The sequence below is a fragment of the Rhizobium sp. CECT 9324 genome, from assembly GCF_918741265.1.
Classification (GTDB): domain Bacteria; phylum Pseudomonadota; class Alphaproteobacteria; order Rhizobiales; family Rhizobiaceae; genus Allorhizobium.
Map to the genome: position 1 here is coordinate 690,368 of NZ_CAKKMZ010000001.1, position 13,507 is coordinate 703,874.

Annotated in this window: 14 protein-coding genes; 9 read left to right on the forward strand and 5 right to left on the reverse strand. The window is 60.2% G+C overall.

The window, feature by feature from the left end; genetic code table 11:
• The first annotated feature begins 107 nt into the window (after positions 1-107).
• The 9 genes from LQ231_RS03200 (at position 108) to LQ231_RS03240 (ending at position 7,924) form a co-directional block, all read left to right on the forward strand.
• On the forward strand, positions 108-1,202 hold the full coding sequence (locus LQ231_RS03200) for a microcin C ABC transporter permease YejB (protein ID WP_113144042.1): 1,095 nt from the start codon (positions 108-110) through the stop codon (positions 1,200-1,202).
• On the forward strand, positions 1,202-2,344 hold the full coding sequence (locus LQ231_RS03205) for an ABC transporter permease (RefSeq protein ID WP_113144043.1): 1,143 nt from the start codon (positions 1,202-1,204) through the stop codon (positions 2,342-2,344). Before LQ231_RS03200 ends, LQ231_RS03205 begins: the two co-directional genes overlap by 1 nt.
• A gap of 67 nt (positions 2,345-2,411) precedes the next feature.
• Positions 2,412-2,669: a hypothetical protein gene (locus LQ231_RS03210; protein ID WP_230170255.1), complete on the forward strand. Its 258-nt coding sequence runs from the start codon at positions 2,412-2,414 to the stop codon at positions 2,667-2,669.
• Complete coding sequence (locus tag LQ231_RS03215) at positions 2,666-3,169, forward strand: PIN domain-containing protein (RefSeq protein WP_230170256.1); 504 nt, start codon at positions 2,666-2,668, stop codon at positions 3,167-3,169. Before LQ231_RS03210 ends, LQ231_RS03215 begins: the two co-directional genes overlap by 4 nt.
• Positions 3,166-4,794, forward strand: coding sequence for an ABC transporter ATP-binding protein (locus LQ231_RS03220; protein ID WP_230170257.1), 1,629 nt, complete (start codon positions 3,166-3,168; stop codon positions 4,792-4,794). The genes LQ231_RS03215 and LQ231_RS03220 overlap by 4 nt, the downstream gene beginning before the upstream one ends.
• Before the next feature lie 10 nt (positions 4,795-4,804).
• Complete coding sequence (locus LQ231_RS03225) at positions 4,805-5,785, forward strand: glyoxylate/hydroxypyruvate reductase A (RefSeq protein ID WP_230170258.1); 981 nt, start codon at positions 4,805-4,807, stop codon at positions 5,783-5,785.
• Between the two features lie 98 nt (positions 5,786-5,883).
• Positions 5,884-6,174, forward strand: coding sequence for a hypothetical protein (locus LQ231_RS03230; RefSeq protein WP_230170259.1), 291 nt, complete (start codon positions 5,884-5,886; stop codon positions 6,172-6,174).
• Positions 6,175-6,299: 125 nt separating this feature from the next.
• The gene (gene pncB / locus LQ231_RS03235) at positions 6,300-7,604 is read left to right on the forward strand and encodes a nicotinate phosphoribosyltransferase (protein WP_230170260.1); all 1,305 of its coding nucleotides are present in this window, start codon (positions 6,300-6,302) and stop codon (positions 7,602-7,604) included.
• A gap of 164 nt (positions 7,605-7,768) precedes the next feature.
• Positions 7,769-7,924, forward strand: a complete 156-nt coding sequence (locus LQ231_RS03240; protein WP_230170261.1) for a hypothetical protein — start codon at positions 7,769-7,771, stop codon at positions 7,922-7,924.
• A 16-nt stretch (positions 7,925-7,940) separates the two neighbouring features.
• Here the strand turns inward: LQ231_RS03240 and LQ231_RS03245 are convergent, their stop codons facing one another.
• The 5 genes from LQ231_RS03245 to LQ231_RS03265 are packed head-to-tail and all read right to left on the reverse strand — an operon-like array spanning position 7,941 to position 13,469.
• Positions 7,941-8,924 (reverse strand): type II secretion system F family protein, encoded by a 984-nt coding sequence (locus LQ231_RS03245; RefSeq protein ID WP_230170262.1) that lies wholly within the window; start codon positions 8,922-8,924, stop codon positions 7,941-7,943.
• Positions 8,925-8,936: 12 nt separating this feature from the next.
• Positions 8,937-9,947 carry a type II secretion system F family protein gene (locus tag LQ231_RS03250; RefSeq protein ID WP_230170263.1) on the reverse strand — a complete coding sequence of 337 codons (1,011 nt, stop codon included), beginning with the start codon at positions 9,945-9,947 and terminating at the stop codon, positions 8,937-8,939.
• Positions 9,948-9,952: 5 nt separating this feature from the next.
• The gene (locus tag LQ231_RS03255) at positions 9,953-11,434 is read right to left on the reverse strand and encodes a CpaF family protein (RefSeq protein WP_230170264.1); all 1,482 of its coding nucleotides are present in this window, start codon (positions 11,432-11,434) and stop codon (positions 9,953-9,955) included.
• Between the two features lie 27 nt (positions 11,435-11,461).
• Entirely contained in the window at positions 11,462-12,751 is a 1,290-nt protein-coding gene (locus LQ231_RS03260) for a CpaE family protein (RefSeq protein WP_113144053.1), read from the reverse strand.
• A 34-nt stretch (positions 12,752-12,785) separates the two neighbouring features.
• Complete coding sequence (locus tag LQ231_RS03265) at positions 12,786-13,469, reverse strand: CpaD family pilus assembly protein (protein WP_230173232.1); 684 nt, start codon at positions 13,467-13,469, stop codon at positions 12,786-12,788.
• Between the last annotated feature and the right edge of the window lie 38 nt (positions 13,470-13,507).

A 13,507-nucleotide genomic window follows, 5' to 3' on the forward strand; every position in this document is an offset into this window, starting at 1 on the left:
TCAAGGATGAACAGGGCGAATCGCTTTTGCAGGAGGGCCGACGGATTGGCTGACAGACAGGAACTGTGGTTTGACAGCGGCGCAAGATCCGCGATGAGGCGCGTTCCATGACAGCCTATATTTTCCGCCGCCTTCTGCTGATGATTCCGACGATCATCGGAATCATGGGCATTTCCTTCGCCGTCATCCAGTTCGCCCCGGGTGGCCCGGTCGAACAGGTGATTGCCCAGCTCAGCGGTCAGGGCGACAGCGCCGATGCTAGGCTATCAGGCGGCGGTGACATGCTCGGCCAGCAGATGGGCGGAGACGAGGGGGGTGCGCGCTATCGCGGCGCCCAGGGTCTCGATCCGGAACTGATCGCAAAGCTCGAAAAGCAGTTCGGTTTCGACAAGCCACCGCTCGAGCGTTTCCTTGAAATGATGTGGAACTACATTCGCTTCGATTTCGGCGAGAGCTTCTTCCGCAACACGTCGGTGATCGACCTGATCATCGAAAAGATGCCGGTGTCGATCTCGCTCGGCGTCTGGGTCCTGTTGATCTCTTACGCGATCTCCATTCCGCTCGGCATCAAGAAGGCGGTGCAGGACGGCTCCACCTTCGACGTCTGGACCTCCGGCGTCATTGTCATCGGTTATGCGGTCCCAAGCTTCCTGTTCGGCATCCTGCTGATCGTCGTCTTTGCCGGCGGATCGTTCTTCGACTGGTTCCCGTTACGCGGCCTGACCTCGGACAATTTCGCCGAACTCAGCTGGTGGCAGAAGATCCTCGACTACTTCTGGCATCTGACGTTGCCGCTGACTGCGCTGCTTCTGTCTGCCTTTGCCACGACGACGCTCTTGACCAAGAATTCCTTCATCGACGAAATCAAGAAGCAATATGTCGTCACCGCCCGCGCCAAGGGTCTCGGCGAACGCCAGGTGCTCTACGGCCATGTCTTCCGCAACGCCATGCTGATCGTCATTGCCGGCATTCCGGCCGCCTTCATCTCGGCCTTCTTCACCGGTTCGCTGCTGATCGAAAACATCTTCTCGCTCGATGGCCTCGGTCGCCTCGGTTACCTCGCCGTGGTCAATCGCGACTACCCGATCGTCTTTGCCACGCTCTACATCTTCTCGCTGATGGGCCTCGTCGTCGGCCTGATCTCCGACCTGATCTATACCTGGATCGATCCGCGCATCGATTTCGACCGGAGGGATGTCTGATGTCCGCCGTCGAACCCGCCATCTCCGGTGCCGTGCCGCCGCGCAAACCCTTTCTGTCGCCGACCAATCGCCGCCGCCTGGAGAACTTCAAGGCCAATCGCCGCGGTCTCTGGTCGTTCTGGATCTTCATGATCCTGTTCCTGCTCAGTCTTTTCGCCGAGTTCATCGCCAACGACCGGCCGGTGATCGCCTCTTACAAGGGCGAGATCCTGTTTCCGGTGGTCGTCGATTATCCGGAGGAAAAGTTCGGCGGCTTCCTCGCCGTCACCGACTATCGCTCGCCCTTTATCGCCGACGAGATCAACGCCAATGGCTGGATGCTCTGGCCGCCGATCCGCTATTCCTACCGCACGGTCAATTCCGAGATCCCGCACTCGGCCCCGACGCCGCCCTTTTGGCTGATGGACAAGGAAACCCGTTGTGCGGCCTATCCGCTGAAGGCCGAGGATCCCGGTTGCGTGCTTGGCAACCTGAACTGGCTCGGCACCGACGACCAGGCGCGCGACGTCACGGCCCGGATGATCTACGGTTTCCGCATCTCGATCCTGTTCGGTCTGGCGCTGACGATTGCGTCGGCCATGATCGGCGTCACCGCCGGCGCCGTGCAGGGCTATTTCGGCGGCTGGACCGACCTGTTGATGCAGCGTTTCATCGAGATCTGGTCGTCGATGCCGGTGCTCTACATCCTGCTGATCATCGCGGCCATCCTGCCACCGGGCTTCTTCGTCCTGCTCGGCATCATGCTGTTGTTTTCCTGGGTCGGCTTCGTCGGCATCGTCCGGGCAGAATTCCTGCGGGCGCGAAACTTCGAATATGTGAACGCGGCGCGCGCGCTCGGCGTCGGCAACTGGACCATCATGTTCCGCCACCTTTTGCCCAATGCCATGGTGGCAACCTTGACCTTCCTGCCCTTCATCCTGTCGGGCTCGATCACCACGCTGACCTCGCTCGACTTCCTCGGCTTCGGCATGCCGCCTGGCTCACCCTCGCTCGGCGAACTGATCGCCCAGGGCAAGCGCAATCTCCAGGCGCCTTGGCTCGGGTTGACTGCCTTCTTCACCATGTCGATCATGCTGTCGCTGCTGATCTTTGTCGGCGAAGCCGTGCGCGACGCGTTTGACCCGCGAAAGACCTTCCGATGAGTGCAGGTTCGTCACGGCAAAGCATTTGTGGCATGATGGTCGCAGGTCCGATCAGGAGCACGATGCCATGAACAAGATCGTCAGAGAGCATTATCCCGTTGAGAATCTCCCCGCCGATCTGCGAGAGGGGCTCGGCGACAGCGCAACCGTGCGGGTAGTGATCGAAGTCGATGGGATTGCGCCCGATGATCCGCCAAAGCAGCGTTCGGTTAAAGAGACACTGGAGCACTTGGAAAAGCTTCGGCAAGGCCGTGCCCCCGACACCGACATGGCGGAGGCAGTTTCCCGGATCCGTGCGCTTCGAGATGAATGGGAAGATGGATGATCGCCGTTGAACGTGTCTACCTGGACACCAACGTGTTCATCATGCTTTCCGAAAAAAGCCATCGGCTGCAGCAACTGCTCGTGGAGCTGATTTCAGCGCAACCGTTCATGAAGCCCCCCGTGTTTGCCACGAGCGAGCTGACGCTCTCCGAACTTCTGGTCAAGCCCCACCAGGCCGACGATGACGCCTTGATCGATGGTTACGAGTCTTTGATCCTCACGAGTGATTGGCTGGATGTTCGGCCTGTCGATCGAGGTGTCCTGTATTATGCAGCGGTTATCCGCGCTCAGCACCGTCACCTGAAACTCCCGGATGCTATCCATATGTCCAGTGCTATCGGGCAAGGTTGCTCGCATTTCTTGTCCGACGATCACGGGATCAAAGATCAGTATCACGTCGTTCACAAGCGTTATGGCTCTCTTTCCGGTAGTGCAAACCTTTCTATCCTCCGCCCCGATGAACCCACGCTCACATCCCTGATCGAAAGCCTCTCCGCATGACCGAACCCCTTCTCTCCGTCCGCGAACTCTCCGTGGCCTTTCATCAGGGTGGTCAACAGAGCCTGGCCGTCGACAACATCTCCTTCGATATCGGCAGGGGTGAAGTGGTGGCGCTTGTCGGCGAATCCGGTTCGGGCAAGTCTGTATCCGCCGCATCCGTATTGAAGCTTCTGCCGTATCCCTCAGCCAGCCACCCGTCGGGATCGATTTTGTTCGAGGGTCGCGATCTGATGACGGCGTCCGTGGCCGAACTCAGGGCCGTGCGCGGCAACGACATTACCATGATCTTCCAGGAGCCGATGACCTCGCTCAATCCGCTGCACACGATCGAGCGGCAGATTGGCGAAATTCTGGAACTGCATCAGGCTATGACGGGCAGTGCCGCCCGTGCCCGCATTCTGGAATTGCTCCACCAGGTCGGCATCCGCGAGCCGGAGAAACGCCTGAATGCCTTTCCGCACGAACTGTCCGGCGGCCAGCGTCAGCGCGTGATGATTGCCATGGCTCTGGCCAACCGGCCGAAGCTGTTGATCGCCGACGAGCCGACAACGGCGCTCGATGTCACCGTGCAGGCGCAGATCCTGGAGCTTTTGGGACGGTTGAAGACGGAACATGGCATGTCCATGCTGTTCATCACCCATGATCTCGGCATCGTGCGCAAATTCGCCGATCGCGTCTGCGTCATGACCAAGGGGAAGATCGTCGAGACCGGCCCGGTCGAGGAAATCTTCGAGCGGCCGCAGCACGACTACACGAAGAAACTCCTGGGCTCCGAACCGCGCGGCGAGCCGCCGGCGATAGATGCCGAAAAACCGGCGATCATGCAGGGCGAGGACATCCGCGTCTGGTTCCCGATCAAGTCCGGCTTCCTGCGCAAGACCGTCGATCATGTGAAGGCCGTTGACGGCATAGACCTCACCTTGCGCGCCGGGCAGACCCTTGGCGTCGTCGGCGAATCCGGCTCCGGCAAGACCACGCTCGGTCTGGCTTTGGCGCGCCTCATCACGTCCAAGGGGCGCATCAGTTTTATCGGCCATGACATCGACGGTTTCTCCTACCGGGAGATGCGGCCGTTCAGGGATCGGCTCCAGGTCGTTTTTCAGGATCCGTTTGGCTCGCTCAGCCCGCGCATGTCGATCGGCGAAATCATTGCCGAGGGCCTGAAGGTGCATGAAAGCGCCCTGTCGGCCGACGAGCGCGATGCCCGTGTCTGCTGGGCGCTGGACGAGGTCGGCCTCGATCCTGCCACCCGCTGGCGTTACCCGCACGAATTCTCCGGCGGCCAGCGACAGCGCATCGCCATCGCCCGTGCCATGGTGCTGAAGCCCCGGTTTGTCATGCTCGACGAGCCGACATCGGCGCTCGACATGACGGTGCAGGCCCAGGTGGTCGATCTTCTGCGCGACTTGCAAAAGAAGCATGATCTCGCCTATCTCTTCATCAGCCACGATCTGCGGGTGGTGAAGGCGCTGGCCAATGAAATCATCGTCATGCGCGCCGGCAAGGTGGTCGAAAAAGGCCCCGCCGCCGAGGTCTTCGCCGCACCAAAGGCCGATTACACCAAGGCCCTGATGGCCGCTGCCTTCAATCTCGAAGCCGTCGAAATCGGCGGTATCCGCCAATAGTGGGAATTGCATGTCTTCCATCAGCCCCGTTTCTTCCAAGAGCCCTGTCATCATCGATCTGAAATTCCAGCGTGAAAGCGTCGTCAAGGCACTGCGCAACGCCTTTGCCGATCGTGAGGTGATCGACATGGCCGATCCGGCCAATGCAGAGCGTGATCTGGCCGCCGCCGCCTATGCCGTGGTCTGGAAGCCGGATCCTGCCCTTTTCGAAAAGGCAAAGGGCCTGAAAGCCATCTTCTCCGGTGGTGCCGGCGTCGACCACATCCTGACCACCTATGAGCTGCCGGATCTGCCGATCGTCCGTTTCGTCGACCGCAGCCTGACCGACCGGATGAGCGAATGGGTCGTGTTGCAATGCCTCAGCCATCTTCGCCAGACCTTGACCTATGCTGGCCAGCAGCGTGACCATATTTGGCATGAACTCCCCGGCCAGCCGGAAGCCTGCGACGTCACCGTGGGCGTCATGGGGCTGGGTGTGCTCGGTCAGGATGCCGTCGCCAAGTTGAAGGTCATGGGCTTCAATGTCGTCGGCTGGTCGCGTCGGCCTAAGCAGATCGCCGGTGTCGAAACCTATGACGCTCACGGGCTGGATGCTTTTCTCGGACGCACCGATATCCTTGTCGGGCTTCTGCCGCTGACGGATGAGACCCGTGGGGTCTATGACCGCGCGCTGTTCTCGAAGCTCAATCGCCACGGTGCCCTCGGAGGGCCGGTGTTCCTCAACGCAGGTCGGGGCGGAAGCCAGGTCGAGGCGGATCTTGTGTCTTGTCTGGAGGACGGCACGCTGAAGGCAGCCTCCGTCGATGTCTTCGAGCAGGAACCCCTGGCGCCCGAAAGCCGGCTCTGGGACATGCACAATGTCATTATCACGCCCCATGCCGCCGCATCGTCCGAAGTCAGCGCGCTTTTCCGCCATGTCGACAGTCAGATCGCCCGGTTTGAAGACGGTTTGCCGCTGCAGAACGTTGTGGACCGGCTCAACGGTTACTGACCCGTCCCGCGCACTTTCGGAACCTTTAGGACATTCCCGCCGTTAGCTGATCAGAACCTGCGCGAAAGCGCTGCATCAGACGACAATGGAGAATGATCATGAGCAGCCGAACCGATCTGCCTGGCGACACTGATCGCAGGACACGCGGGCTTCAGCCGGAAACCCTGACAGCAACCGAAGCGCGCCAGGGAAACCGCGGTTTTCCGGTGCTGATTGTGCTGCTCGGCGGGCTCATCCTTGCCATGCTGGTCTGGATCCCTGCAGAATGGTGGGGCAACTCGATCGAGTCCGAGGGCCAAAACCCGGCCCAGACGGAGACTGCACCACAGCCGGCCGAAAGCAGTCAGGAGCAGAATATGCCGCTGTCCAATCCGACCCCGGGTCAGTAAACGGCGGCGCCACTGTCTGGACATTCCGGCGGAGTTTGCCGATAACTTGAAACGGAAACGGCCGAAGCGATTTTCGGCCGTTCAGCCGTGTCCGGAGCGTCGCGGCAAATAAGGCAGTGGCTTCCATGACGAAGACTGATATCGCAACCAGGGTATTCAATCATGCCTGGAAGCTCGATCCGATCATCCGCAGCCTGATCGACACCGATTTCTACAAGTTGCTGATGCTCCAGATGATCTGGAAGCTCTATCCGACAGTCAATGCCACCTTCACCCTGATCAACCGCACCACCTCGGTCCGCCTCGCTGACGAGATCGACGAGCAGGAATTGCGCGATCAACTGGATCATGTGCGCTCGCTGAGACTGACCAAGAAGGAAATGATCTGGCTGGCCGGCAACACCTTCTATGGCCGCGCCCAGATTTTCGAACCGGAATTCCTTGCATGGCTCGGCAACCTGCAACTGCCGGAATACGAATTGCACAAACGCGATGGCCAGTATGAGTTGACGTTTCACGGCACCTGGATGGAAACGACGCTGTGGGAAATCCCGGCGCTCGCCATCATCAACGAATTGCGCAGTCGCGCCGCCATGCGCTCGCTCGGTTATTTTACCCTCGACGTGCTCTATGCCCGCGCCAAGGCCAAGATGTGGGCCAAGGTCGAGCGATTGGGCGAACTTCCGGGCCTGCGCATTTCCGATTTCGGCACCCGCCGTCGCCACAGCTTCCTGTGGCAGCGCTGGTGTGTCGATGCCCTGAAGGAAGGCATCGGCCCAGCCTTCACCGGCACCAGCAACGTCCTGCTGGCGATGGATTCCGATCTCGAAGCCGTCGGAACCAATGCGCATGAACTGCCGATGGTGGTGGCAGCTCTGGCCAACACCGATCAACAGCTGGCCGCCGCCCCCTATCAGGTTCTGAAAGACTGGAACCGCCTTTATGGCGGCAATCTTCTGATTGTCCTGCCGGATGCCTTCGGCACGGCGTCCTTCCTGCGCGACGCGCCGGAATGGGTCGCCGACTGGACCGGCTTCCGCCCGGACAGCGCACCGCCGATCGAAGGTGGCGAAAAGATCATCGAGTGGTGGAAGAAGATGGGCCGCGATCCGCGCAAGAAGCTGCTGATCTTCTCGGATGGCCTCGATGTCGATGCGATCATCGATACCTATCGCCATTTTGCCGGACGTGTGCGCATGAGCTTCGGCTGGGGCACCAATCTCACCAACGACTTTGCCGGCTGCGCCCCGCACGAGATTGCCGGACTGAAGCCGATTTCCATCGTCTGCAAGGTCGCCGAAGCCAATGGCCGGCCCGCAGTCAAGCTGTCGGACAATCCCCGCAAAGCCACCGGCGATCCCGCCGAGGTCGAACGTTACCTGAAGTTTTTCGGCTCGCAGGACCGGGTCGAGCAGGCCGTCCTGGTCTAGGAGATACCTTAAGATGCGGTGTCTGCCGTTTGGCCGGAATGTCCCGAACGGGATGTCGGGTGGCATTTGTTAAATCTACAGATCAAGGCTGAAAGCCCTGCGCAAGCCACCTTGTTGATGTTCATCATGAGCCGAGATGATTCGGTGATATGGGGACATGTAAGATGATTGAGGGACCGGATCAGTATTTTGAGCAGCAGGACATGGCAATCAAGCTGATGCTGCTGGAAAACAAGGCTGACGAGTTGACCAACATTTTGGTTGCTGCCTTGCAGGATGCGTTGAAGCTTCTCGAAGACGAGATGGACACCGTTCACTGAGCCTGTCCGGCCGGGCTTAGAACCGGTCGGAAACCTGAATGCCGGCCGGTCCGAGAATGACCGCGACGAGTACCGGCAGGAAGAACAGGATCATCGGCACGGTCAGCTTCGGCGGCAATGCTGCGGCCTTCTTCTCGGCTTCGTTCATCCGTTCGTCGCGCCCTTCCTGGGCGAGTACCCGCAAAGCCTGGGCGATCGGCGTTCCGTATCGCTCGGCCTGGATCAGTGCCTGCATCACATTTTTCACGCCGTCGAGCTGCGTGCGGGTCCCGAGATTTTCCAGCGCCTGCCGGCGATCCGGCAGAAATGAAAGTTCCGCGGTCGTCAGGACCATTTCTTCGGCCAGTTCCGGAGACTGTTCACCGATTTCGTCCGCCACCCGCCGCATCGCTGCTTCGATGGAAATACCGGATTCGACGCAGATCAGCATCAGGTCGAGTGCATCGGGCCATGCCCGGCGGATCGAGTGCTGACGTTTTCCGATCCGGTTCGAAACATAGATATTCGGCAGATAGAAACCGATATAGCCGCCGACTATGGTGGCGAATAGCCGGACCGGCAGTGGCCTCTCGGCAAGATTGCCGAGTGCGAAGATCCAGATTGCCGTGATGACGAGTGTCGCGAAAGGCAGCAGGAAACGTGCCAGCAGGAAGATGTTGAGGGCGTTTTGCGAGCGAAGGCCGGCCGCCTTCAGCTTGTCCATCGTCGTATCGTCGACCAGCGCCTTGCGCAGGTTGAACCGTTCGACAAGCTGGCGCACAGACTGGTTGTTGTTGGCACGAAGCGACGCCTTGCCCTGCGCGTCGGCGTTCAGTCGCGCGCGTTCGCGTGCCCGGATCTGGTCGCGCTCGGTCGAGACGGCGCGCATGCGCTTGTTCAGGTCGCCTCGCTCCAGCATCGGCATGACAAGCGTGTACAGGGTTGCAAAAACCGCAAGTGCCACCAGCACTGCGATGATCAGTGTGGGGTCGGTAACGCGGGCGGCCCAGTCTTCGCTCATGAATTGCCGCTCCTAGATATCGAAGTTGATCATGTTGCGCATGACCAGCAGGCCGATGCTCATCCACACCGCGGACGCGCCAAGGATCATGTGTCCGCGCGAGTCGGTGAAAAGGATCATGATATAGGCGGGTGACGTCATGTAGACGAGGAAGGCGACGATGAATGGCAGGGCACCGATAATCGCAGCAGACGCCTTGGCTTCCATCGATAGCGCACTGACCTTTGCCCGCATTTTTTTGCGGTCACGCAGCACCCGTGACAGGTTGGCGAGCGCTTCGGAAAGGTTGCCGCCTGCTTGTCCCTGGATGGCGATGACAATGGCAAAGAAGCTGATCTCGGACAGCTGCATGGTCTGATACATGCGCGCGCAGGCTTCCGGCACGCTGAGACCCATCTGCTGCGCATCGACGACCCGCCGAAACTCGGTTTTCACCGGTTCCTGGCCATCAGCCGCGATCATCCGGATTGCATCGTTGAGCGGCAGGCCGGAGCGGATGGAGCGGGTCATCACGTCGAGCGAGTTGGGGAATTCGTTGATGAACTGCTTCTGCCGGCGTTTGATCAGGAAACCGAGGATCCATCGAGGCAGGCCGACTGCGGTCACGAAGCCCAAGCCGCCAACGACCAGCGGCGGCAGGCCCATCACGAAGGTGCCGACAACGACGAAGATGCCGAGCAAGGCGCTCAGCAGGAAAAAATGCGTCGGCGTCAGGGGCAAGTTGGCCTGGGTCAATTTGCCTTTCAGGCTGGTTTGTTTGGCCTTTTTCGACTTTTCCTGCTTCTTTTCCAGCTCTTTCAGCGAGTCCTGCACTGATTTTCGACGCTTGGAGATCTCCAGCACCCTGTCGCGGGCCGCCTTGACCTGGGTGAGGTCGGTTTCCGCCGATTTCACCCGGCTGATCCGGGTCGCGGTCTTCTTGTCAGTCTCGATGCGGGTATACAGAACCCCATAGGCCACCGCGCCGGTCGAGATCGCGGCGAGCATGACGATGGCCAGTATGGTCGGATCGATACCGAACATTGCGATCAAATCCCCTTGGATTTCTGTTCCATGGCGTCGAGAGACGCAGCAAGTCTGCGATCTTCGTTGTAGTAGCGGGCGCGGTCCCAGAAATGCGGCTTGCCGATACCGGTCGACATGTGCCGGCCGATGATCTTGCCATGCGCGTCTTCGCCTTCGATTTCGTAACGCATCAGATCCTGGGTGATGATCACGTCGCCTTCCATGCCGATGACCTCGGTAATGTGGGTGATGCGACGCGATCCGTCACGCAGTCGGGCGGCCTGGATGATGATGTCGATCGAACCGGAAATGATTTCACGCACCGTTTTGGCCGGCAGCGTGAAGCCGCCCATGGCAATCATCGATTCCATGCGGCTCAGGCATTCGCGCGGCGTATTGGCGTGGATCGTGCCCATTGAGCCGTCGTGACCGGTGTTCATCGCCTGGAGAAGGTCGAAAACCTCGGGTCCGCGCACTTCGCCGACGATGATGCGTTCCGGGCGCATACGAAGGCAGTTCTTCACGAGATCGCGCATGGTGATCTCGCCTTCGCCTTCGATGTTTGGCGGACGTGTTTCCAGTCGCACCACATGCGGCTGCTGCAGTTGCAGTTCGGCCGTGTCTTCGCAGGTGATGATGCGTTCGTCGGTATCGATGAATGCGGTCAGGCAGTTCAGCAGCGTCGTCTTGCCTGAACCGGTACCGCCGGAGATGACGACGTTGCAGCGAACACGCCCGATAATTTGCAGCACCTCGGCGCCTTCCGGCGTGATGGCGCCGAATTTCACCAGCTGGGCAAGATTGAGCTTGTCCTTCTTGAACTTACGAATGGTCAGAGCCGGACCGTCGATCGCCAGCGGCGGTGCGATGACGTTGACGCGCGAGCCGTCGGGCAGGCGGGCGTCGCAGATCGGGCTCGATTCATCGACGCGGCGGCCGACCTGGCTGACGATGCGCTGGCAGATCGACAACAGCTGGGCATTGTCGCGGAAACGGATTTCCGACTCGATCGTCTTGCCGCCGACTTCGATGAAGGTCTGGCCCGAGCCGTTGACCATAATGTCGGCGATGTCGTCGCGTGCCAGCAATGGCTCAAGCGGCCCGTAGCCCAGCACGTCGTTGCAGATGTCTTCGAGCAGTTCTTCCTGCTCTGAGATCGACATCGCGAAATTCTTGATCGTGATGATGTCGTTGACGATGTCGCGGATTTCTTCGCGCGCGCTCTCGCCATCGAGCTTGGCCAGCTGCGACAGGTCGATCGTGTCGATCAGCGCCGAAAACACCTGGCTTTTGGTGTCGTAGTAGTCGTCCGCCCGGGGCGGGCGCTTGCGGCCGGGGGCCTGCAGCGGCGGCGGAGCCACCTGTTGGCGAGCCTCCGCATTGCCAGGCTCCAGCAGGCTGGTTGCGGACCGTCCTGCCGAACTGGCAGCCGGGGGCTGCGCCAGTATCGTGCCAACGCCCGATCCGCCTTTGCCAAAACCCTCGCCGCCGCGTTTGCCAAACATGAGCTCTACCCGTTCCCGTCTTGCGGTTTACTTCTTGCGAAGTTTGCCGATCAGCGAGCCGAGGCCCGCCTTCTTCGGCTTCTTCATCGTTGCACGGCCAGTCACCAGATGTGCCAGCTGCGAAAAGGTCTCCGCGGTCGGCGACTTGGCATCCATTTCGGAGATCATCCGACCGCTATTGGTCGCCGTGCCGAACAGCATCGCATCGAAGGGAATGATCGCGACCGGCTCGATTTCCAGCGGCTCGAAGAAATCCTGCGGCGAAATTTCCGGGCGCTTGGGCATTCCCACCTGGTTGAGTATCAGATGCGGTGCCTTGTCGTTCGGCCGCAGCTTCTTCAGCGCATCGACCATGTTTTTTGCATTGCGCAAATTGGCGAGATCCGGTGCGCAGGTAATCACGATCTCGTCGGCATCCGACAGAACGGTGCGGGTCCAGTCCGACCAGCTGTGCGGCAGGTCGAGAACGGTGATCGGGGCACTGCGTTGCAGCAGTTCCAGAATGGGCTGGAAGGCGCCGCTCTCGTAGTCATATCCGCGGTCCAGCATCGAGGGCGCCGCCAGCAGTGACAGGTTGCGCGAGCAATTGGCCAGCAGGCGATCGAGGAAAACTTCGTCGAGACGCTCGGGCGAAAACACGGCCTCCGCCATGCCAAGTGCCGGGTCCTGGTCAAAATCGATATTGGCGGTTCCGAACGGCAGGTCGAGATCCGCAAGCACGGTCTCGGTCGAAAACAGTGTCGAGATGCCGAAGGCGCAATTGTGGGCGATCGTCGAGGAGCCGACGCCGCCCTTGGCACCGATAAAGGCGATGCTTTTGCCCAGCGGTTCCGCTTCCGGATCGACAAAGATCCCCGCGATGGCGCTCATGATATCGGCCATTGAAAATGGCGCGACGATGTATTCGGAAATGCCGCTGCGCATCAGTTCCCGGTAGAGCGCAATGTCGTTGTGCCGTCCGACGATGATCACCCGGGAGCTTGGGTCGCAGACCTCGGCAAGGGGCGCAAGCTCCGCCAGCAGGTGTGCCGGCGCAGCTTCGGTTTCCAGGATGATCAGGTTCGGTGTCGGCGTTGAGGCAAACATGTTGGCCGCAGCGCTGATATTGCCATGGGTGATGCGCAGGCTGACCCGTGCCAGGCGCCGATCGTTGGCGCATTGTTCCATCACCCGCTGCACGCTGTCGGTGAGGCAGAAGGCGTGCACGGAAATGCGTGGCAACGGTCGCAGGGCTTCGACGTCGCCAGCGATCACCGGCTCCGCCGATCCGCGGCTGCCGCCAGGTCCTTCCTCGAATTCGTAATCGATCGCGCTCATGCTATCTTCCTGTCCTTGAGGGCATCAAGCCGCATCATTCCGTAGAGGTGTCGCTGCCTTCGCGATAAAGGCCGATGACATTCGACCGTCGCGTCGCATCGATCGGCGCCATGGCTCTCGGTGTCACCAGGTCCATCGGGTTGGCGATCTGGGCGGCAAGGTTGCTCTGCGTGGCACAACCGAAGTTGTGATAGTTTTGATTGCTGAACGTGTTGTTCTGCAGATCTTCCGGCCACTCGCCGCACTGGTTGGTGACCGCCGTGATCGCGACATAGCTCAGCCGCACGGGCGCCGCGTCGCCTGTGGGCGATGCCTGGTAGGATGTTTCGATGATCCGGTTGCTCTTCACGCCGCGTGCCGTCAGCACTTTCTTGATCTCTGCCCGGACGTTGGCCGCCGCACCCGAATTGGCGGAACCATGTGGCAGCATGATCTGGATCGTTCCCGAAGAGGTGGAGAGATAGTCCGAGGCAAAGCCGCCGATTGAATCCTGCACTCCGTTCGAAAGCTTGTGGTCGCCCGAGGCGATCGGAATGTCGAGCGTATGTTCGACTTCGTTCAACGTGATGGGATGGCGCGTGCGATAATCATCGGGGATTGCGCCCGTCGACATGTTGTCCTTGTTGGTGCCGCATCCGGTAAGCATGGCGGCGGAACCGATCATCAGGGCCGTCATCGCGATGCGATACAGGTTGCGGTTTTTGCGATCTGAGGCCATGGCTGGCTGGCTTTCCTTGGCGTGCAGCGTGGTGTTGC